Source organism: Phenylobacterium sp. GW821-FHT12F10, from assembly GCF_058806695.1.
Window position 1 is genome coordinate 691,528 of record NZ_JBXAPY010000002.1, and the last position, 19,521, is coordinate 711,048.

General features: G+C 69.0%; 15 protein-coding genes. 8 read left to right on the forward strand and 7 right to left on the reverse strand.

Going from position 1 to position 19,521, the window contains the following annotated elements:
* The first annotated feature begins 88 nt into the window (after positions 1 to 88).
* Positions 89 to 508 carry a GNAT family N-acetyltransferase gene (locus AC1RN5_RS15805; RefSeq protein WP_493042104.1) on the forward strand — a complete coding sequence of 140 codons (420 nt, stop codon included), beginning with the start codon at positions 89 to 91 and terminating at the stop codon, positions 506 to 508.
* 70 nt (positions 509 to 578) lie between these two features.
* On the opposite strand, the gene AC1RN5_RS15810 is transcribed toward AC1RN5_RS15805, so the two are convergent.
* The 3 genes from AC1RN5_RS15810 to AC1RN5_RS15820 all read right to left on the reverse strand — a co-directional run bounded on the left by AC1RN5_RS15810 (position 579) and on the right by AC1RN5_RS15820 (position 8,119).
* A complete protein-coding gene (locus tag AC1RN5_RS15810; protein WP_493042105.1) occupies positions 579 to 3,455 on the reverse strand; it encodes a TonB-dependent receptor domain-containing protein in 2,877 nt (958 codons plus the stop codon).
* A gap of 383 nt (positions 3,456 to 3,838) precedes the next feature.
* Positions 3,839 to 4,465: a hypothetical protein gene (locus tag AC1RN5_RS15815; protein WP_493042106.1), complete on the reverse strand. Its 627-nt coding sequence runs from the start codon at positions 4,463 to 4,465 to the stop codon at positions 3,839 to 3,841.
* A gap of 30 nt (positions 4,466 to 4,495) precedes the next feature.
* Entirely contained in the window at positions 4,496 to 8,119 is a 3,624-nt protein-coding gene (locus AC1RN5_RS15820) for a hydantoinase B/oxoprolinase family protein (RefSeq protein ID WP_493042107.1), read from the reverse strand.
* Between the two features lie 71 nt (positions 8,120 to 8,190).
* On the opposite strand from AC1RN5_RS15820, the gene AC1RN5_RS15825 reads away from it, so the two are divergent.
* The 5 genes from AC1RN5_RS15825 (at position 8,191) to AC1RN5_RS15845 (ending at position 12,164) form a co-directional block, all read left to right on the forward strand.
* Complete coding sequence (locus tag AC1RN5_RS15825) at positions 8,191 to 8,889, forward strand: TerB family tellurite resistance protein (RefSeq protein WP_421935067.1); 699 nt, start codon at positions 8,191 to 8,193, stop codon at positions 8,887 to 8,889.
* 102 nt (positions 8,890 to 8,991) lie between these two features.
* The gene (locus tag AC1RN5_RS15830) at positions 8,992 to 9,279 is read left to right on the forward strand and encodes a hypothetical protein (protein ID WP_421935068.1); all 288 of its coding nucleotides are present in this window, start codon (positions 8,992 to 8,994) and stop codon (positions 9,277 to 9,279) included.
* A gap of 214 nt (positions 9,280 to 9,493) precedes the next feature.
* Positions 9,494 to 9,781: a putative quinol monooxygenase gene (locus AC1RN5_RS15835; protein ID WP_493042108.1), complete on the forward strand. Its 288-nt coding sequence runs from the start codon at positions 9,494 to 9,496 to the stop codon at positions 9,779 to 9,781.
* 11 nt (positions 9,782 to 9,792) lie between these two features.
* Positions 9,793 to 11,016: an acyl-CoA dehydrogenase family protein gene (locus tag AC1RN5_RS15840; protein WP_493042109.1), complete on the forward strand. Its 1,224-nt coding sequence runs from the start codon at positions 9,793 to 9,795 to the stop codon at positions 11,014 to 11,016.
* Positions 11,013 to 12,164 (forward strand): serine hydrolase domain-containing protein, encoded by a 1,152-nt coding sequence (locus AC1RN5_RS15845; protein ID WP_493042110.1) that lies wholly within the window; start codon positions 11,013 to 11,015, stop codon positions 12,162 to 12,164. Before AC1RN5_RS15840 ends, AC1RN5_RS15845 begins: the two co-directional genes overlap by 4 nt.
* A gap of 173 nt (positions 12,165 to 12,337) precedes the next feature.
* Here the strand turns inward: AC1RN5_RS15845 and AC1RN5_RS15850 are convergent, their stop codons facing one another.
* Both AC1RN5_RS15850 and AC1RN5_RS15855 read right to left on the reverse strand, forming a co-directional pair.
* Positions 12,338 to 13,561 (reverse strand): aminotransferase-like domain-containing protein, encoded by a 1,224-nt coding sequence (locus AC1RN5_RS15850; protein WP_493042111.1) that lies wholly within the window; start codon positions 13,559 to 13,561, stop codon positions 12,338 to 12,340.
* A gap of 168 nt (positions 13,562 to 13,729) precedes the next feature.
* Positions 13,730 to 15,007 carry a cytochrome P450 gene (locus tag AC1RN5_RS15855; RefSeq protein WP_493042112.1) on the reverse strand — a complete coding sequence of 426 codons (1,278 nt, stop codon included), beginning with the start codon at positions 15,005 to 15,007 and terminating at the stop codon, positions 13,730 to 13,732.
* A 205-nt stretch (positions 15,008 to 15,212) separates the two neighbouring features.
* On the opposite strand from AC1RN5_RS15855, the gene AC1RN5_RS15860 reads away from it, so the two are divergent.
* The gene (locus tag AC1RN5_RS15860) at positions 15,213 to 16,313 is read left to right on the forward strand and encodes an NADH:flavin oxidoreductase (RefSeq protein WP_493042113.1); all 1,101 of its coding nucleotides are present in this window, start codon (positions 15,213 to 15,215) and stop codon (positions 16,311 to 16,313) included.
* Between the two features lie 161 nt (positions 16,314 to 16,474).
* On the forward strand, positions 16,475 to 16,936 hold the full coding sequence (locus AC1RN5_RS15865; RefSeq protein ID WP_493042114.1) for a GFA family protein: 462 nt from the start codon (positions 16,475 to 16,477) through the stop codon (positions 16,934 to 16,936).
* On the opposite strand, the gene AC1RN5_RS15870 is transcribed toward AC1RN5_RS15865, so the two are convergent.
* Positions 16,933 to 18,540, reverse strand: a complete 1,608-nt coding sequence (locus AC1RN5_RS15870; protein WP_493042115.1) for an acyl-CoA synthetase — start codon at positions 18,538 to 18,540, stop codon at positions 16,933 to 16,935. The genes AC1RN5_RS15865 and AC1RN5_RS15870 overlap by 4 nt on opposite strands.
* 64 nt (positions 18,541 to 18,604) lie before the next feature.
* The gene (locus tag AC1RN5_RS15875; protein ID WP_493042116.1) at positions 18,605 to 19,516 is read right to left on the reverse strand and encodes an SMP-30/gluconolactonase/LRE family protein; all 912 of its coding nucleotides are present in this window, start codon (positions 19,514 to 19,516) and stop codon (positions 18,605 to 18,607) included.
* Positions 19,517 to 19,521 lie beyond the last annotated feature (5 nt).

Consider the following 19,521-nt stretch of genomic DNA (forward strand, 5'->3'; position numbering starts at 1 on the left):
TGACCGCGCCTCCAGTCCGTTCGACCTGACCGCGTGGCCCCGCGCCGCGCTCGAGCGCCTGCGCGCGCATCATTCGAAAGACCAAGACATGGATCTGATCATCCGCGGGGCCGCGAGCCCCGACGACGCCTACATGCCCATCTGGGCGCCCCTGCTGGCCTTCAACGAAAAGACCGTCGGCGACGCGCAGGGCGAGCCCTTCGCCCTGACCATCACCGGACCCGACAGCGAAGAGGTGCTGGGCGGGCTCTGGGGCCTGTCGCTCTGGGGCTCGTTCTATATCGGCCTCCTGGTGACGCCGGAGGGCGCGCGGGGGCAGGGGCTGGGGACTTCATTGATGGCCCAGGCGGAGGCCGAGGCGGTCGCCCGCGGTTGCCGCAACATCTGGCTCGACACCTACGCCTTCCAGGCGCGGGCCTTCTATGAGCGGCTGGGGTTTGAGCTGTTTGGCCAGATCGACGGGCCGGCGCCGATGTTCCCGCGCTGGTTCCTGCGCAAGGATCTGTAATCGCGCATAAAAAAGGGGGCGGCCCCCGTGGGAGCCGCCCCTTGAGTTAAGTTCTCGAGGGGGAAGACCTCTAGAACTTTTTGGTGACGCCCAGCTTGAAGTAGCGGCCGAGCGGATTGGCGGTGAAGGGGTCGTAGCTGAGGTCCAGCCGGGCGAAGGGCGGGTCCTGGTCGAAGACGTTGATCACCGAGGCGGTCACCGTCACGTCCCAGGGCAGGAAGGCCCGGTAGCTGATGTCGTGGGTGAGGAAGGCGTCGACCTTCTTGCCGTTGGGGCTGGCCGCCGTGAAGGTGGTGGCCCCGCGGGTGTCGATCATGTCGTCGACATAGCGGACGGTCCAACGGATGTTCTGTTCGCCGCGGGTGTATTCGGCGAAGGCCGTGGCCTTCCACTTCGGCTGCGAGCCGTAGCCCAGATAGTCCATGGTGCCGGAATAGTCGGCCGCCGGCAGGACGGTGACGCCCTCGATGGTGGTGGCGGCGACGTCGTAGTTCAGCACGTAGGTCATATCGAGGCCCAGGCCGACGGAGCCGTCCAGGACGTCGCGGAACTTGTAGCTGGCCGAGAAGTCCAGGCCGCTGGTCTTCACGTCGGACCCGTTGACGTAGTTGATCCGCACCCGGTTGATGTTCCCCGGCAGGCAGACGCCGCCGATGAAGCTGACCCGGCTGAGCAGGCCGGCATAGGCCGGATTGGCGCAGTTGTTGGGCAGGCTCGTCGAGGTCCCGTTCGGGAACAGGGCGTTGACGATGGACGAGCCGCTCTCGTTGCGGATCGGGCCGGCGAAGTCGAAGCTCCAGTAGTCGAGGGTGGCCTGGAAGTCGCTGATCTGGACGATGGCGCCCAGGTTCAGGGTGTTGGCCTTTTCCGGCTCCAGGTTCGGGTCGCCGTAGAGGTCGTAGGCGCGATAGCCCCCGGCCACGGCGGTGTAGGCCAGGTTGGTGGTGAAGGCCGGGGCGATCTGGGTCTGGGGCGGGGCGCGGAAGGTCGAGCCCGCCGAGGCGCGGAAGGCCAGCCAGTCCAGGGCCTGCCACTTCAGGGCCACCTTCGGATTGGTGGTGGCGCCGACATTGCCGCTGTAGCTCTCGTAGCGGACCGCCAGGGTGGCGGTGAGGCTGTCGGTGAGCGGCGCCTGCAGTTCGCCGAAGGCGGCCAGCACGCTGTAGTCCAGGTCATAGTTGGTGAGCGGGCCGAAGAAGCTGAAGGCGCCGTTCTTGGCCGTGCAGGTCGCGGCCGGATTGATCGGGCTGTCGACGCAGGGGGTCACGGCGATGTTGGTCAGGTCGCTGACGCGACGGTCGATGGCGCTCCAGCGGTACTGGCCGCCGGCCGCCCAGGCGAAGGCCCCGGCGCCCAGGTCGATCGGCAGGTCGCCGTTGAAGACCAGGTCGGCGGCGAACAGCCGGGTGCGGGTCTCGTAGGAATAGTCCTCGAACAGGTAGTCGAGGACGTCCTTCGAATTGGCCGTGGAGCCGACGTAGTTGGGATTGGTGCGGCCGTCGAGGACGTTGGCGGGGACGCCGGTGGAGAAGGGGTTGAAGTAGAGGCAGCCGCCGACGCCCGGGGTCCCGGTGGCGACGTTGCAGCCCGTGCCGCCGAGGCCGCGCAGGGCCAGCTCCAGGCGCGAGACGATGACGTCCGGCGTGGCGATCTCGCTCTGATCTTCCATGTAGGTCAGGGCGGTGTCCCAACCGATGCCGTTCTCGAACTTGCCGTTGAAGCCGCCCGAGACGCGGAAGGCCGTGAACTTGCGGCGGTCTTCCTTGCCCTCATAGCCGTAGAGGCCGTTGCCGCCGACGCCGAGCGGACGCCAGGCGATGGAGGTGAACAGGCCGCTCGTGGCGGCGGTCGCCGGGGCCAGGCCCTTGGCGATCAGGGCCTGCAGGCCGGGGTTGGAGGCCGGGATGTAGAAGCCGTTGCCCTGGGCCTTGGTGGTGGTGGCCGAGGAGGGGAAGTTGTTCGGCGGATAGGAGGGCGAGGAGTTCTCCTCCGGCACGTCGTGGCCGGCGTAGAGCACTTCGAAGTGGAACTTGGTGGAGTCGGTGACCTCGAGGTTCACCTGGCCGAACAGCTGATAGTGCTCCTCACGCTCGATGAGGTTGTCGAAGCCGATGTACTGGAAGGCGCAGCTGGGGCCGCCGGAGATCACCGCGCAGCCGGGGTCGGCATAGGCCGAGGTGTAGCTGGCGCCGCCGTTGGCGCTGGAGAGGTAGATGCCGGGGCTGCCGAAGGTGGACCAGCCGCCCTGCGGGTTCTCGGTGATCGAGCGGATCGTGTAGTCGCGCTCGCGGGTGTTCAGTTCCGAGCGGTGGCGGTAGCCGGCCGTGAGCAGCAGGTCGCCGCGGTCGCCGACCCAGCCATAGGCCAGACCCGTGGTGTATTCGCCGTCCGAGCCCGGAATGAAGGAGTACTGGCCCGAGGCCTCGAAGCCGTTGAGGTTCTTGCGGGTGATGAAGTTGACCACGCCGGCCACGGCGTCCGAGCCGTAGGTCGCCGCCGCGCCGTCCTTCAGCACCTCGACCCGGCCGATGGCCGCGGCGGGGATCAGGTTGGTGTCGACGGTGATGTTGCCGGGGGAGACGGCCATGCGGCGGCCGTTCATCAGCACCAGGGTGCGCTCGGCGCCCAGGCCGCGCAGGTTGATGTTGCCCGAGCCGGTGGTCTGGCCGGCGCCGAACTGGTTGGACTCGCCGATGGCGCCGCTGACCGCGGGAATCGACTTGATCAGGTCCACCGTCGAGGGGGCGCCCTGCTTCTGCATCTCATCGGCGCCGATGACGTTCACCGGCAGGGCGGCGTCTTCCGGCGAGCCGGCGATGAAGGAGCCGGTGACGACGACTTCGGAGACTTCGGCGTCATCCTGGGCGAAGGCCTGGCCGGCGGACAGGCTGAGTATGGCGGCCAGCGCGACAGACGAGGCCCCGGCAAGATAGCTTTTGTTACGCACGCGTTTCCCCTGTTTCAAATATAACTGCGTTATCAGCCGCAATATTGGCAGACCGCTGCGGGGAAAGAGCGGCGTCAGTTCTGAAACTCAAGTCTCTTTTCTGTTAGAATTTTCCGAGATGAGAAAAGACCCTGACAGTATTGTCAAAACTAGTCTGATATCGGGATTCAGTTTTTCGCGTTACGTCAAAAGCATACCGAAGTTTCGAACGCGTCTGGGAAAAGGCGTTTAAAAACAGTCCAGCCGGTCGGTAAAAAGTTGACGCAGGGGCCGAAAGGGCGGGCTGTCGTTTTTCGGCAACAGGAACGCGCAAAACCGCCTCCGGAGTCGGTTCGACAGCCGGGACGGTTCGCTTACAGCGTCAGAAATCGCGCGGTGTCGGGTTACCGAGTCGGGGCGACGGCGCCGGAGGTCTCGGGGGTGGGCTCCACGGGGGCCGCCTCGGGGGCCGGTGCGGGCTCGGGCGCGGGGTCGCTGTTCACCTGGAAGGTCTTGCCCATCAGCTTGGCGCGTTCCTCCAGGGCGTGGGCCGTGGGAGTGCAGCGGACCGGCAGGGTCCAGCCCATCCAGTTCTGGGCGACCTGGCGCTTGGGCATGTTGGCGGCGGCGGCCCAGGTGGCGTGCCCCTTCTTCACGGCCGCGGCGCCGATGGTGTTGATCGGCTTGAGGCTGGCGCGCTCGGCGGCCTCCATGGCGCGGGCGAACAGCTTCATGTCCTGCTTGGCCCGGGTCTGGATGGTGGCGTAGGCCTGCAGCTTCTCGGCCAGGGTGGTGTCGGGGTTCACCGGCGGGGTTTTCTCGATGTCGGTGACGTCGGGCATCATCTGGTCGTGCAGGTCGACATAGCCGCGCAGGGCCCCGTAGCACCAGGCCACCAGACCGTAGTCGTCCCGCGGCGCGCCGGCCGGATAGGGCATGTCCTCGGTGAGGGTCAGCTCGGCGGGGGCGGGCGCGGCCGTGGCGGGCTCGGCGGCGGCGAACAGGGCGAGGGCGGCGATGAGTGCGGACATGAAGACGTTGGAACCTTGAAACTGTGTCGATCAGGAGGCGGCGGGCGATCCGAAGCCTCCGCCCCCTGGGGTTTGGATCTCGATCACGTCGCCAAGCTGGACCGTAACCGAGAAGCAGCCGGGAAGTTCCTTTACCGCGCCCGAGGCCGTGATCAAACGCTGGGCGCCGGGCAGGGCGGGGCCGCCGCCCGCGATCCCCTGGGGGGCGTGATCGCGCCGGGTGGAGAGCAGGGCCGCCTCCATGGGGGCCAGGAAGCGCACCCGCCGCACCGCCCCGTCGCCGCCGCGATGCGCCCCGGCGCCGCCTGAGCCCGGCCGGATGGCGTAGGTCTCCACCCGAACCGGGAAGCGCCGCTCCAGGATCTCCGGGTCGGTGAGGCGGCTATTGGTCATGTGGGTGTGGACCGCGCTGGCGCCGTCGGCCTGGGCGGTCGCCCCGGCCCCGCCGCAGAGGGTCTCGTAGTACTGGCGGGTCTCGTCGCCGAAGGTGAAGTTGTTCATCGAGCCCTGGGCGTTGGCCATGACGCCGAGCGCCGCATAGAGGGCGTCCACCACGTGCTGGCTGGTCTCGACATTGCCGGCCACCACGGCGGCGGGCGGGGCCGGCGCCAGCATGGAGCCCGGCCGCGTCAGGATGTTGAGGGGCGCCAGGCAGCCGGAATTGAGCGGGATGTCATCGTCCACCAGGGTGCGGAAGACATAGAGGGCCGCGGCGTCGACGATGGCCGAGGGGGCGTTGAAGTTCGACGGCAGCTGGTCGGCGGACGGGCGGAAGTCCAGGGTCGCCTCGCCCCGGGCGGCGTCCACGGTGGTGACGACGACGATCTCGCCGCCGCCGTCCATGGGGACCCGGGCCTGGCCGTCCGACAGCTTGCCGATGGCGCGGCGGACCGAGGCCGTGGCGTTGCGCTGCACGAAGGTCATGTAGGCGGCCACCACCTCGCCGCCGAAGCCCTCGATCATGCCGGCCACCGCCGCCGCCCCGGCCTGACAGGCGGCGATCTGGGCCTTGAGGTCGGCGATGTTGCGGTCCGGGGCCCGGGCCGGCCAGCGTCCAGCCCCCAGGGCCTGCCGCGTTTCCGATTCCAGAAATTCGCCGCCGCGCATGATCGGGATGGCGTCCAGCAGCACGCCCTCCTCGTCGATGGTCTTGGAGAAGGGCGGCATGGAGCCGGGCTGCACCCCGCCGACATCGGCATGGTGGCCGCGGGCGGCGACGTAGAAGGCCGCCGTCGCCGCGCCCGGCATGAAGACCGGCATGACCACGGTGATGTCGGGCAGGTGGGTGCCGCCGGCATAGGGATTGTTGAGGGCGAAGGCGTCGCCGGGCCTGAGGGTGGGATGGCGATCGCGGACCGCGCGGACGCTGGCGCCCATGGAGCCGAGGTGGACCGGCATGTGCGGGGCGTTGGCCACCAGGCCGCCGCCCGCGTCGAAGAGGGCGCAGGAGAAGTCCAGCCGCTCCTTGATGTTCACCGAGTGGGCGGTGCGCTCCAGGGCCGCCCCCATGGCCTCGGCCACCCCCATGAAGCGGCGGTTGAAAAGCTCCAGGGTGATGGGGTCGGGGCGGTCCAGGGCGATGGCGCGGACCTGGACGCCGCCGGCGCGGGTCAGGCGGATCAGGCCGTCCGCTTCAGCCGTGGCGCGCCAGCCCAGCGGCAGGGCGATCTGGGTGTCGGGGCGGACGATGAGGGCGGGGCCTTCGAGGGTGGTGAGGGTCTCGGCGGCCACGATGGGGGCGGGGGTGGTTTCGCCGTGGGCGAACATGGCGACCTCTCCCTCCCCTTCATGGGGAGGGTGGACGAGCGAAGCTCGGACGGGTGGGGAGTGCTTGCCAGACTCCCCCACCCCGATCGCTTCGCGATCTGCCCCTCCCCAGGTCGGGGAGGGAGGGAGGGCGACAGCCTCGGCCTCCACGCTCGCGATGACGATCGTCCGGTCGGGCTCCACGAAGCCGAACAGGCGGCGGTGGGCGGCTTCGAAGGCGGCCTTGACCTCGGCCAGGGGGCCGAGCGCGATGGGCAGTTCGGCGTCGGCGCCGTCATAGCGCAGGCGCAGGGTGAGGGTGAGCTGGCCGTCGGCGGCGCCCTGGTCGGCCAGCGCCTGGCGGGCCTCGGCTTCGACGGTTTCGAGGAGGGTGGCGGCGCGGGCGAGGCCCGCCTCGTCCAGAGCGGCGTCCAGACCGGCCTGCTTGAGGGCCGTGACCCGGGCCTGGCCGATGCCCCAGGCCGAGAGCACGCTGCCATAGCGAGGGCACAGCACCTCGTCGACGCCGAGCGCCTCGGCCACCTGGCAACCCACCTGGCCCGCCGCGCCGCCGAAGGCCACCAGGGCGTGGCCGCGCGGATCGAAGCCGCGCTCGGTGGAGATGCGGCGCACGGCCTGGGCGGTCTGCTCCACGGCGATGGCCACGAAGCCCTCGGCGGCGGCCTCCACGCTGGCCGCCCCCATGGCCTGGGCGAGTTCCGTCAGGCGGGCGCGGGCGGCGGCGACGTCCAGGGGCGCATTGGCGTTCGGGCCGAAGATGGCCGGGAAGAAGCGAGGATCGAGCCGTCCCAGCACCAGGTTGGCGTCGGTGACCGTGGCGGGGCCGCCCCGGCCATAGGCGGCGGGGCCGGGGTCGGCGCCGGCGCTGTGGGGCCCGACCCGGGCCCGAAGGCCGTCGAAGAACAGGATCGAGCCGCCGCCGGCCGCCACGGTCTCCACGTCCAGCATGGGGCTGCGCAGCTTGACCCCGGCGATGACCGCGGTGTCGCGGCGCTCCAGGCGCCCGGCATAGCGGCAGACATCGGTGGAGGTGCCGCCCATGTCGAAGCCCAGGGCCTGGTCGGCGTGGGCCGCCCGCGCGGTCTCGGCCACGCCCACCACGCCGCCGGCGGGACCGGAGACCACGGCGTCGCGGCCGCGGAAGGCGCTGGCGCGCACCAGACCGCCGGCCGAGGTCATGAAGTAGAGCGGCGCTCCGGCCACCGCGCCGGCCACCTTCTCCACATAGGCGCGCAGGACCGGGGTCAGATAGGCGTCGGCGACGGTGGTCTCGGCCCGGGGGATGTAGCGGGGCAGGGGGGAGACCTCGTGGCTCAGGGCCACGAACTCGAAGCCGGCGGCGCGGGCCAGCTCGCCGGCGGCGATCTCGTGGGCGGGGTTGAGATCGGCGTGCAGGAAGGCGATGGCGGCGGCGGCGTAGCCGTCGGCGACGGCGGCCTTCAGCTTGGCCGCCAAGTCCTCGCGGTCGAGGCCCTGGACCACGGTCCCGTCGGCGGCCAGGCGCTCGCGGGCCTCGATGACGCCGGAATAGAGCGGCTCGGGGCGCACGATGTTCAGGGCGAAGAGGTCGGGCCGGGACTGGTCGCCGATCACCAGGGCGTCGGCGAAGCCCTGGGTGGCCACGAACAGGGTCCTGGCCCCGCGCCGCTCCAGCAGGGCGTTGGTGGCCACGGTGGTGCCCATCTTGATGGCCTCCACCCGCGCGGCGGGGAAGGGCGCTCCGGGGGCGGCCCCCAGCACGCGGCGCATGGCCTCGACCGCGGCGTCCTCATAGGCCGGGGAGCTGGAGAGCAGCTTGAGCGAAACCGCCTCGCCGTCGCTGGCCTTGCCGATCACGTCGGTGAAGGTGCCGCCGCGGTCGATCCAGAAACTCCAGAGCCTGTCCAAAACTTAACCTGCCTGTGGGATGATGCGCGTTGTGTTTGCTGCGTTGCGGAAGTAGCCTTGTCGATACTCCCATGAGTTTCTGGCGCAACATTGCTGGGCTCGCCGTCCGCCGCCCCGATGGTTGCGAAGACTGCGACGAATGTCCTCCGGGCCTGCCCGGCGAGGACCCCACCTTCACGACCGCCGTCACGGCGCTCGGCGCCAAGCTGGCCAAGGCCGACGGCCGGGTGAGCGTCAGCGAGTTCGACGCCTTCGCCCAGGTCTTCCAGACCGACGCGGCCTCGGAGCGCAACATCCACCGGCTGTACGACCTGGCCCGGCAGACCACCCACGGCTACGAGAGCTATGCGATCCGGCTGGCCAAACGCTACCGCAACTGCCCGGCCCTACTGGAGGACGTCCTGGACGGCCTGTTCCACATCGCCGGCTCGGACGGGGCGGTGACCGCCGACGAACTGGCCTATCTGGAGAGCGTCGCCCACCTGTTCGGCTTCTCGCCCCTGGTGTTCCGCCGCCTGAAGGCCACCCATCTGGGCCTCTCGGCCGAGGATCCTTACGGTGTGCTCGGCGTGCCCCACGACGCCCCCGACGAGGAGGTCCGCAGCGCCTGGAAGGGCGCGCTGGTGGTGGCCCACCCCGACCGCGCCCGGGCCCGCGGCCTGCCCTCGGAGTTCATCGAGGTGGCCGAGGCCAAGGCCGCCTCCATCAACGCGGCCTTCGATACAATCATGCGTGAACGCCGGGCGATGGCGCTCGAAGGGGTGGCATGACCAAGCTTTCGTCGCTTTTTTGGGTTGAGAAGCGTTGACGCCGGGGATCGCCGGAACGACATAATTGTTTGGCCGTCAGAAAAGACGGCGCCAGAGGAAGCCATGGTCAGGGAATTCGCCCGCAAACACGGTTCGGCGCTCCGCAGCTTCGCGGTGCTGGGCGGCGCTCTGGCCACCACGGCGGCCGTCGTCATCGGCGCGGTCCTGGCCCTGTTCGCCGCCGCCACGGTGGTGGTGATCGCGGTGATGTCCTCGGCCCTGCTGGCCCTCGCCGGCCTGGCCCTGCGCGCCAAGCGCACCGCCCACGCCCGGGCCGACGACGGCGTCATCGAGGCCCGCAACATGGGCGGCCACCACTGGGTCGCCTACGGCTGGAACGAGCGGCGGTAATTGATCCGCTCATCCCGGCGAAGGCCGGGACCCAGATACATCCGCCGCATTCCGGATTTCTGACTCAGGCCACGGTCTATGACCTGGATCCCGGCCTTCGCCGGGACGAGCGGGAAGGGCCTGGTCGTCCTCCCAAGCTGACGCCGGGTAGGGGTTGCAGCGCTTCATCACCCCCTCTACCGTCGCTTCAAACAAGCGTTGGGAGAAGACGGCTATGATCGGTGTGATCGCGACCCTGAAGGTCGCCGAAGGCAAGAATGCGGAATTCGAGGCGATCTTCACCGACCTCGCCAAGCAGGTGCGGGCCAATGAGCCGGGAAACCTGGCCTACCAGCTCACCAAGAGCCGCACCGACCCCCAGATCTACAAAGTCCTCGAGCTCTACAAGGACCAGGACGCCCTGACCGCCCACGGCGGCACGGACTATTTCAAGGCCGCCGGCGCCAAGATGGGCCCCTGCATGGGCGGCCGTCCCGAGATCGAATACCTCGACGGCGTCTAGGGAGGGTCGGCATGGACCTCGATTTCTCGCAAGGTGACCTCGCCTTCCGCGACGAGGTCCGCGCCTTCATCGCCCAGGCCTTCGACGACGACATGCGGGCCCACATGGCCCAGGCCAAGAACGCCCATATCGACAAGGCCGGCCAGGTCCGCTGGTGGAAGCGCCTGAACGAAAAGGGCTGGATGGCCCCCGACTGGCCCGTCGAGTACGGCGGGACCGGTTGGAGCCATGCCCAGAAGTACATCTTCGACATGGAGATGGCGCTGGCCGGGGCGCCGGACACCTCCAACATGGGGGTGCGGATGTGCGCCCCGGTGGTGATGGCCTTCGGGACCGACGAACAGAAGAAACAGCACCTGCCCAAGATCCTCTCGAGCGAGGTCTGGTGGTGCCAGGGCTATTCCGAACCGGGCTCCGGATCGGACCTCGCCTCGCTGTCCATGAAGGCCGAGCGGGACGGGGATTATTATGTACTAAACGGTTCAAAAATCTGGACGACCTACGCCCAGCACGCCGACTGGATGTTCTGCCTGGTGCGGACCGCCAACGAGGCGATCAAGCAGATGGGCATCAGCTTCCTGCTGCTGGACATGAGGACGCCCGGGATCACCATCGTCCCCCTGCCGACCCTGGACGGGCCGCCGGACGGCGAGCAGGAGATCAACCAGGTCTTCTTCGAGAACGTCCGGGTCCCTGTCTCCAACCGGATCGGCGAGGAGAACCAGGGGTGGACCTACGCCAAGTACCTGCTGCAGTTCGAGCGGGGCAACGCCTATGCGCCGGGCCTGACCAACATGCTGGCCAAGGTGAAGGCCATCGCCTCGGTGGAGCCCTCCGACGGGGGCCAGCGGATGCTGGATGACACCGATTTCCGCCGCAAGCTGACCGAGACCCAGATCAAGGTCGACGCGCTCAACGCCACCGAGCTGCGGATGTTCGCCGCCCGCACGGCCGGCGAGGCGATGGGGGCGGCGTCTTCCATGTTCAAGCTGGAGGGCAGCCAGGCCCAGCAGGCGATCACCGAACTGGCCCTGGAGGCCGCGGGCCTCTACGCCCAGCCCTTCGTGCGCGACACCTTCGCCGAGCTCCGTGGCGAGCGGAACGAGCCCCGGGCGGGTCCGGACTACGCCGCCACGGTGGCGCCCATGTACTTCAACTACCGCAAGACCTCGATCTACGCCGGCTCCAACGAGATCCAGCACAACATCATCGCCAAGATGGTGCTGGGGTTGTGAGCTATCAGGCCTTCGAGGCCGCCCTGGCCAAGGCGGTGGCGGACGGCAGGATCGCCGGGGCCGTGGCCCTGGTCACCGACCGCGACGGGGTGACCTACGAACACGCCGCGGGTGTTCGGGCCGCGGGCCAGCCGGCGGCGATGGACGCCGGGACGGTGTTCTGGATCGCGTCGATGACCAAGGCCATCGTCTCGGTGGCCGCCCTGCAGCTGGTGGAGCGCGGCAAGCTCACCCTGGACGGGGACCTGGGCGAGCTGCTGCCCGAGCTGAAGGACCTGCAGGTCCTGGAGGATGTCACCGGCGGCAAGCCCCGGCTGCGGCCGGCCCAGGGCGTCGTCACCCTGCGCCAGCTCCTGACCCACACCTCCGGCTTCGCCTACCCCTTCAGCCATCCGCGCCTGCTGGCCTATTCCCAGACCGAGGGCGCCCCCGATCCGAATTCCGGGACCCGGGCCGGCCATCGCCAGCCGCTGATGTTCGACCCCGGCCAGGGCTGGATCTACGGCATCGGCATCGACTGGGCCGGCATCGTCATCGAGGCGGCCAGCGGCCAGAGGCTGGACGCCTATTTGCGTGAGAACGTCCTTGGCCCCCTGGGGATGAGCGACACGGGCTTCGCGCTCTCCGACGAGCAGGCGGCCCGCAAGGCCAGCGTCCATGTACGCGGGCCCGACGGCGCCCTGATCCCCATCCCCTTCGGCATGCCGGCCAACCCCGAGGTGCTGTCGGGGGGCGGCGGGCTCTATTCGACGGCCGGCGACTACGCCCGGTTCCTGCGCATGCTGCTGGGGACCGACGGGGGCGGGGTGATCTCGCCGCAGACCCTGGCTGGCCTGAGGGAGTCGCACACCGCCGGCCACCGGGCGGGGATGCTGATCTCGTCCATGCCGAGCATGAGCAACGACTTCGACCTCTATCCGCACATGCAGGTCGGCCACGGCCTGGCCGCCATGGTGACCCCGGAGCCCACCGGCGACGGCCGCGGGGCCGGCAGCCTGGCCTGGGCCGGCCTGGCCAACACCTATTACTGGGCCGATCCCGAGGCCGGGCAGGGCGGGGTGCTGATGACCCAGCTCCTGCCCTTCGCCGATCCCGACGTGCTGGCGCTGTTCAAGGCGCTGGAGCGCGGGGCCTACGGGGTGGACTGAGCTCTCGGGGGGCGACGCGGCGCGCCCCAAGTGTCATCCCGGCTTCCGCGGCAGGCGGAAGACCGGGACCCATACTCACCGATCCATCCTGCGCGCCCCGCGCGTCTGGGTCCCGGACAAGCCCTGCGGGCTTTCCGGGATGACACCTTTTGGTGTGGCGCATCGCGGGGTCGCTATGAGCGCGCGATCAGCCGGGCCAGGCGCGCCACGCCATCCTCGATCTGGGCGTGGGTGGGCAGGGAGTAGCTGAGGCGGATGGCGTTGGCGGCCGGGACCTCGGCGAAGAAGGGCTCGCCGGGGACGAAGGCCACCCGCTCCTCGATCAGCGAGCGCTCCAGCAGGGCCTTGCCGTCCATCCCCTCCGGCAGCCACAGCCAGACGAACATGCCGCCTTCCGGCCGCGACCAGGTGACGCCCGGCGGCATGTGCCGCTCCAGGGCCTGCAGGGTCGCGTGCGCCTTGGCGCCATAGGCGGTGCGCAGCATGCCCAGGTGCTGCTCGTAGCCCTCGGCCACGGCGCCGAAGGCCGCCATCTGGTTGAGGGTGGAGACGTGCAGGTCGCTGCCCTGTTTCAGCAGCACCAGCTTCTCGATCACCGCGCGGGGACCGCAGACCCAGCCGATGCGCAGGGCCGGCGAGATGGTCTTGGAGAAGGTGCCGCAGAACAGGGTGCGGGCGGCCTCGATGGAACCCGAGCGGGCGATGTCCAGGGCGAGCAGGGTCGGCAGGGCCTCGCCGTCGAAGCGCAGCTCGCGATAGGCGGCGTCCTCGATGAGGGTCATGTCCAGGGTCTCGGCGAGATCGAGCAGGGCCTCGCGCTGGGCCAGGGTCAGGCTCTCGCCGGTGGGGTTGGCGAAGTCGGGGACGAAATAGCCGAGGGGGTGGGGCGCGCGGCCGGCCATCAGGGCCTCGAAGTCGCCGCCGCCGTCCAGGGCGCCGGCCGGCAGGTCCAGATAGTCCGGCTCATAGGCGTTGAAGGCCTGCAGGGCGCCCAGATAGGTGGGACGGGCCACCATCACCGTGTCGCCGCGGGTGAGGAACAGCTTGCCCAGCAGGTCGAGCCCCTGCTGGGAGCCCGCCGTGATCATGATGTTGTGCTCGTCGCAGGGGATGCCGTAGAGCGCCATGCGCTCGGCGATCCAGCGGCGCAGGGGCAGGTAGCCCTCGCTCACCGAGTACTGCAGGGCCACGGCGGCCTGGGCCGGATCGGCCAGGATGGCGTCATAGGCGGCCTGGATGCGGGCCGCCGGGAACAGGCCGGGGTCGGGAATGCCGCCGGCGAAGGACAGGATGTCGGGCTGATCCAGCAGCTTCAGCAGCTCGCGGATCTCGTTGGCGCGAACGCGCGCCATGCGCTGGGAGAAGCGCGCGGCCCAGTCGGGGGTCGGGGTGGTCATGAGGATCTCTCGTCTCGTCTCGCCGAGGCCGCCGGGGCCTCTGTTGGCCGCGCGAGCGCGCGGCGTCTCACCTGATCAGTTCAGGGGCGTCATACGAGGCGGGGAGGGATCGTGCTCATGACCATGCCTTAGCGCGCCGGCGGCTTTCTGGAAACCGCCGGCGATCGCCTAGTTCTTCGAGGGGATGGTCACCATCATGCGCTCGTAGCCCTTCACGAAGGCCGAGGGCACGCGCTTGGGCTCTTCGACCACCTGGATGGTGGGGAAGCGCTTGAGGATCTCTTCCCACAGGATCTTCAGCTGCAGCTCGGCCAGGCGGTTGCCCACGCAGCGGTGGATGCCGAAGCCGAAGGACAGGTGCTGGCGGGGACGCTCGCGGTCGATGATGTAGGCGTTGGGGTTCTCGATCACCTCTTCGTCCCGGTTGCCCGAGGCGTACCACATGATGACCTTGTCGCCCTTCTTGATGGTCTTGCCGCCCAGTTCGAAGTCCCGGGTGGCGGTGCGGCGCATGTGGGCCAGCGGGGTCTGCCAGCGGATGGTCTCCGAGACCATCGAGGGCACCAGGTCGGGATTGTCGCGCAGCTTCTGGTACTGGTCGGGGTTCTGGTTCAGGGCCAGGACCGAGCCGGTCATCGAGTTGCGGGTGGTGTCGTTGCCGCCGACGATCAGCAGGATCAGGTTTCCCAGATACTCCATGCGATCCATGTCCTTGGTGGCCTCGCCGTGGGCCAGCATGGAGATCAGGTCGCCCTTCGGCGGCAGGTTGATCCGCTCGTTCCAGAGGCGCGTGAAGTAGTCCACGCACTCGAACAGCTCCATCTTGCGCTCGGCGTCGACGATCTCGGGATCCTCGGAGCTGAACAGGCCCGATTCCGGGCCGGCGGTGGCGACGTCCGACCAGCGGGTCAGCTTGCGACGGTCCTCGAAGGGGAAGTCGAACAGGGTCGCCAGCATCTGGGTGGTGAGCTCGATGGAGACCCGGTCCACCCAGTCGAAGGGCTCGTTGATCGGCAGGCTGTCCAGGGTGTTGCAGATCCGCGAGCGGATCAGCGGCTCCAGGGCCTGCAGGTTGTGCGGCGAGACGATGGGGCTGACGGTCTTGCGCTGGACGTCGTGCTTGGGCGGGTCCATCGCGATGAACATCGGAAGGGTGAAGTCTTCCTTGGGGTCGAAGATCGTGATCGACGGCTCGGAGGAGAAGACCTCGTGGTTGGTGTCCACGGCCATGATGTCGTTGTACTTGGTCACCGACCAGAAGGGCCCGTCCTCGTGCTGGCCCTCGGGGTGGTAGTGGACCGGGTCCTCTTTGCGCAGGCGCTCGAAGTAGGGCCACATGGTGTCGGTGCGCCACAGCTCCAGATCGACGATGTTGATCTCGTCGAGCGGCATGGAATAGGCCTTGGAGCGGGCCTCCGCCTTCAGATCGATCGCGCCGTCGCTCATGGATTGTCCTCCGCAGATGCCGTCTGGTTCGGCTATCTTATCACTGTTCAGACAAGAATGCTTGAGGGCGGGCCGCAAGGCAAGAGCGCCTGCGCGAACTGCCCCTAGGTGAACCGGCGCGGCGCCCAGAAAAACTGCACAGACGGAAGCGCACGACCGTGCTTTAGCTGGGGCTTCTCGAACAATCGTTTGACCCGGAGCGCCCATGGCCGCCGACGCCCTCTTCAAGCCCTTTGATTTCAAGGGCCTGCACCTTCGGAACCGCATCGTCATGGCCCCCATGACGCGGTCCTTCTCCCCCGGCGGCGTCGTCACCGATGACGTTGTGGCCTACTACAAGCGCCGCGCGGCGGCCGAGGTCGGGCTCATTGTTTCTGAAGGCACCGGCGTCGACCGGCCGATCTCGGTGAACGACGCCAACGTGCCGCGCTTCCATGGCGAGGCCGCCCTGGCCGGCTGGAAGCGGGTGATCGACGCGGTGCACGAGGCCGGCGGGGTCATGGCGCCCCAGCTCTGGCACGTCGGCGCCGTGCGCGCCCGCGATCCGAACTTCAGCCCGGCCGGCCCCTATGACAGCCCGTCGGGCCTGTCGCGCCCCGACAAGCAATTCGGCGAGGGGATGAGCGAGGAGGACGTCGCCGACGCCATCCGCGCCTTCGCCGAGGCCGCCGCCCACGCCAAGGCCCTGGGCTTTGAGTCCATCGAGCTGCACGGCGCCCACGGCTACCTGATCGACCAGTTCTTCTGGGAAGGCACCAATGTCCGCGAGGACGCCTACGGCTCCAAGGAGCTGCCGGGCCGCGCCCGCTTCGCCGCCGACATCCTGAAGGCGGTCCGCAAGGCGGTGGGCCCCGACTATCCGGTGATCATCCGCATCAGCCAGTGGAAGCAGCAGGACTACACCGTCCGCCTGGCCCACGATCCCAAGTCGATGGAGGCCTGGCTGGGCGCCCTGGTCGACGCCGGCGCCGACATCCTGCACTGCTCGCAGCGCCGCATCTGGGAGCCGGAGTTCGAGGGCTCGGACCTCAACTTCGCCGGCTGGGCCAAGAAGCTGACCGGGGTTCCCACCATCAGCGTCGGCTCGGTGGGCCTGTCGGGTGAGTTCATCGCGGCCTATGGCGGCGAAGCCTCGCAGCCGGCCTCCCTGGACGAGCTGGAGCGCCGCATGGAGCGTGGCGACTTCGACCTGGTGGCCGTCGGCCGCGCCCTGCTGCAGGACCCCGAATGGGTGCTGAAGATCAAGGAAGGCCGCAACGACGAGCTGAAGAGCTTCGAGCGGTCGGCCATGGGGGTGCTGTACTAGGGTCCTTCTCCCTCCCCTTCATGGGGAGGGGAAGACCGCGATAGCGGTCGGGGTGGGGAGTCCTGGCAGGTTTCCCCACCCGTCTGGCGCTTCGCGCCATCCACCCTCCCCATGAAGGGGAGGGAGGGTTAGGCTCGACCTCCAGGTTCGGGAGGGATTCAATGTTCGAGGGCGGCTGCGCCTGTGGGGCGGTCCGGTATGCGCTGAGGAGCGCGCCGATGTTCGTCAATTGCTGCCACTGCCGCGACTGCCAGCGGCAGGTGGGGTCGGCCTTCGTGATCAACGGCCTGATCGAGACCGACCGCATCGAGGTGCGCTCAGGCGAGATCGCGCCCAGCCGGATGCCCACCGACAGCGGCCGACCGCACGACATCTATCGCTGCACGGCCTGCGGCACGAGCCTCTGGTCGGACTATGGCGGGCGGCCGAAGCTGCGGTTCGTGCGGGTGGCGACCCTGGACGACCCCGCGGCCTTCCCGCCCGACGCCCACATCTTCACCCGCTCCAAGCTGCCCTGGGTGAAGATCGAGGGGCAGCCGGCCTTCGAGATCTTCTACGACCTGGCTACCCAGTGGTCGCCCGACGGCCTGGCGCGGCGTCGGGCGATCCTCGGGGACGTCTAGACGGCCAGGGCCGTTTCGGCGATCGACTTGGCCGTCGGATAGTCGGCCTTGCCATTGCTGGCGCGGAGGATCTCGGTGGTGGCGACGATCCGCTTGGGGGTTTTGTAGCCGGCCAGGGCCTGGCGGACGTGGGCGCGCAGGGCGTCCTCCTCCAGGCTCGCGCCCTCCGACAGGCGGATAACACCGGTGACCGACTGGCCCCACTTCTCGTCGGGCAGGCCGATGACCAGGGCGTCCTCGACGGAGGGGTGGGTCTTCAGCGCCTCCTCCACCTCCTCGGGGAAGACCTTCTCGCCGGCGGTGTTGATGCAGGCGCTGCCCCGGCCCAGCAGGGTCAGGGTCCCGTCGGCCTCCACCAGGCACCAGTCGCCGGGGATCGAGTAGCGCTCGCCATCGATGACCCGGAAGGTGCGGGCGGTCTTCTCGTCGTCCTTGTAGTAGCCCAGCGGGTTCGGCCCCTTGATGGCGATCATGCCCGATACGCCGGAGCCGGGCTCCACCGGCTGGTCGTTCTCGTCGAACACCTTGCAGCGGCCGCCCAGCATGAACTTGGCGGTAGGCGCCTCGACGCCCTTCATCATCACCGAGGCGCCCATGCCGAGGGCCTCGGAGGAGGAGAAGGCGTCGTTGAGCATGGCGCCGGGCATGTGCTCCAGCAGGCCCTGCTTGACCTCCAGGCTCCACATCACCCCCGAGGAGACCACGGCGGCGATGCTGGAGACGTCGTACTTGCCGGGGTTGGCGTTGAGGGTGTTGAGCAGGGGCTTGCCGAAGCTGTCGCCCACCAGGACCAGGGACTGGGGCTTGTGCCGGTCGATGGTCTCCAGCAGCTCGACGGGGTCGAAGGTCTGCCCCTCCAGGGTGATGACGCAGCCGCCGGCCATCATGGCGCCCATGGAGGTCAGCAGGCCGGTGCCGTGCATCAGGGGCGGGGCGGGCAGGATGCGGCCGCCGGGGCCGGCGGCGCGGGTGGCGGCGGCCAGTTCCTCGACGGTTTCCGGAACCGGGCCCATCATGCGGGCGGGCGCCAGGGTGATCTCGCGCAGGTCGTGGTGGGTCCACATCACGCCCTTGGGCATGCCGGTGGTGCCGCCGGTGTAGATGAAGAACTGGTCGTCGCCGGAGCGCGCGATGTCCAGCGGCCCGCCATTGCCCTCGGCGGCCAGGGTGTCGAAGTTCTCGGCGAAGGGGGCGACGGTTCCGTCCTCGCTGACCTCGATCCAGGTGTTCACGTTCGGCAGGCGGGGGCGAATCTCGGCGACGGCGTCGCGGAATTCCGACGAATAGACCACGGTCTGAGCGTCGGAATTGTCGAAGATGTACCAGACCTCCTGGGGCGTGTAGCGGTAGTTGACGTTGACGTGGGTCAGGCGCGCCTTCCACCCGGCGGCGACCGCCAGCAGGTATTCCGGCCGGTTGCGCATATAGAGGGCGATCTTGTCGCCCGGCTGGGACCCGCGGGCGATCATGGCCCGGGCCAGGCTGTTGGTGATCTGGTTGGCCTGACCCCAGTTGATCACCCGCTCGCCATGGATGAAGGCCGGCGCCTCGGGCGGGACGGCGCCGCCGACGGCGTCCAGGATGTCTCCGAAATTCCAGCCCATGGTCTCTCTCCCTTGTCGCTCCGACGCTCGTGGCGCCGGATGTCGAAATTCAGTCTTGGCCGCCTCAGGCGTTGAAGTTCAGCTTCAGGCCCGGGCGCGGCCAGCGGGCCTTGAACAGCTTGCCGGTGGCCGAGCAGGTGACCCAGGCGTCGCGCATGTCGGCGCCGCCGAAGCAGATGTTGGTGACGATCAGGTCGGGGAAGGCGAAGTGCTCGTGGGTCCCGTCCGGGTCGATGGCGGTGATCCCGCCATTGATGATGGTGGCCACGCAGACCTTGCCCGAGGCCTCGACGGCCAGGCTGTCGAACAGCTGGTAGCCCGGCATGTTGGCGATCACCCGGCCCGGCGCGAAGCCGGCGGGCGGGGCGAGTTCGCCGGGCGCGGCGACGTCAAAGCCCCACAGCCGGCCAAGATTGGTGTCGGCCACATAGACCACCGTCTCGTCAGGCGAGAGGCCCACCCCGTTGGGGGAGATCAGGTGGTCGCGCTGGCGGCTGATGTGGCTGCCGTCGGTCCTGGCGTAGTAGAGCGCCCCGAACTTGCGGCCCTCCGGGGTGGAGCAGCCGTGGTCGGTGAACCAGAAGCCGCCCGACTTGTCGAAGACGATGTCGTTGGGTCCGATCAGCCGCTTGCCGTCGCAGGCGTCATAGAGGGTGGTGAGCTTGCCGGTGGCCAGGTCGAACCGCTGGATCATGCCGCCGGTATGGCTGGCGGGCGTGGGGCCGGGAATGGTCAGGCCGCCATTGTCGATCCACTCGAAGGACCCGCCGTTGTTGGTGATGTAGATGGCGCCGTCCGGGCCGACCGCCGCGCCGTTGGGGCCGCCGCCGGTGTCGACCACGGTGGTCTTCTTACCGTCCGGAGTGACGCGGGTCAGGCGCTGGGCCTTGATCTCGGTGAGGATCACCGAGCCGTCGTTCATGGCGATGGGGCCTTCGGGGAATTCGAATCCCTCGGCCACGAGCTGCATGTCCATGTTTC

Bases quoted from the DNA above. Each gene is read 5' to 3' on its own strand.
- AC1RN5_RS15830 (WP_421935068.1), top strand. From the start codon at position 8,992: ATGGTCAGGGAATTCGCCCGCAAACACGGTTCGGCGCTCCGCAGCTTC.
- AC1RN5_RS15850 (WP_493042111.1), bottom strand. From the start codon at position 13,561: ATGACCACCCCGACCCCCGACTGGGCCGCGCGCTTCTCCCAGCGCATG.
- AC1RN5_RS15860 (WP_493042113.1), top strand. From the start codon at position 15,213: ATGGCCGCCGACGCCCTCTTCAAGCCCTTTGATTTCAAGGGCCTGCAC.
- AC1RN5_RS15825 (WP_421935067.1), top strand. From the start codon at position 8,191: ATGAGTTTCTGGCGCAACATTGCTGGGCTCGCCGTCCGCCGCCCCGAT.
- AC1RN5_RS15835 (WP_493042108.1), top strand. From the start codon at position 9,494: ATGATCGGTGTGATCGCGACCCTGAAGGTCGCCGAAGGCAAGAATGCG.
- AC1RN5_RS15865 (WP_493042114.1), top strand. From the start codon at position 16,475: ATGTTCGAGGGCGGCTGCGCCTGTGGGGCGGTCCGGTATGCGCTGAGG.
- AC1RN5_RS15870 (WP_493042115.1), bottom strand. From the start codon at position 18,540: ATGGGCTGGAATTTCGGAGACATCCTGGACGCCGTCGGCGGCGCCGTC.
- AC1RN5_RS15805 (WP_493042104.1), top strand. From the start codon at position 89: ATGGATCTGATCATCCGCGGGGCCGCGAGCCCCGACGACGCCTACATG.
- AC1RN5_RS15855 (WP_493042112.1), bottom strand. From the start codon at position 15,007: ATGAGCGACGGCGCGATCGATCTGAAGGCGGAGGCCCGCTCCAAGGCC.
- AC1RN5_RS15875 (WP_493042116.1), bottom strand. From the start codon at position 19,516: ATGGACATGCAGCTCGTGGCCGAGGGATTCGAATTCCCCGAAGGCCCC.
- AC1RN5_RS15815 (WP_493042106.1), bottom strand. From the start codon at position 4,465: ATGTCCGCACTCATCGCCGCCCTCGCCCTGTTCGCCGCCGCCGAGCCC.
- AC1RN5_RS15840 (WP_493042109.1), top strand. From the start codon at position 9,793: ATGGACCTCGATTTCTCGCAAGGTGACCTCGCCTTCCGCGACGAGGTC.